This window comes from Streptomyces sp. SP18CS02 (assembly GCF_036322365.1).
Taxonomy (GTDB): Bacteria; Actinomycetota; Actinomycetes; order Streptomycetales; family Streptomycetaceae; genus Streptomyces.
The window spans coordinates 1-308 of sequence record NZ_JAQYXC010000001.1 but is presented as its reverse complement, the minus strand read 5'-3'; the positions used below and the strand labels follow the sequence as shown (position 1 = coordinate 308).

1 protein-coding gene is annotated in these 308 nt (G+C 56.8%); it reads left to right on the top strand.

Annotated features, from left to right (window positions below; translation table 11 throughout):
- Nucleotides 1-60: 60 nt before the first annotated feature.
- On the top strand, nucleotides 61-308 hold a 248-nt coding region (locus tag PUR26_RS00005), incomplete at its 3' end, for a hypothetical protein (RefSeq protein WP_329867987.1).

Here is a 308-nt window from a genome sequence, read left to right as displayed (position 1 = left end):
CTCATGCTTTTCAAGATGAAGAGGGAATAAGAGATGTTTGCGATTGACTGGTTTTAATACTTGTGCTCTTCCGATCTCGGCTCCGAGGGGATAATCGGCGGCCAGGCCGATGTCAAGGGGGTCTCCGGCACCTGGAAGGACCTGACCGACAACGTCAACTCGATGGCGAACAACCTCACCGACCAGGTCCGCACCATCGCACAGGTGACGACCGCGGTCGCCAACGGAGACCTGTCCAAAGATCGGAAGAGCGACGAGAAGGGAAAGAGAGACGGCGTGAGGGTAGATCTCGGAGGTCGCCGGATCAT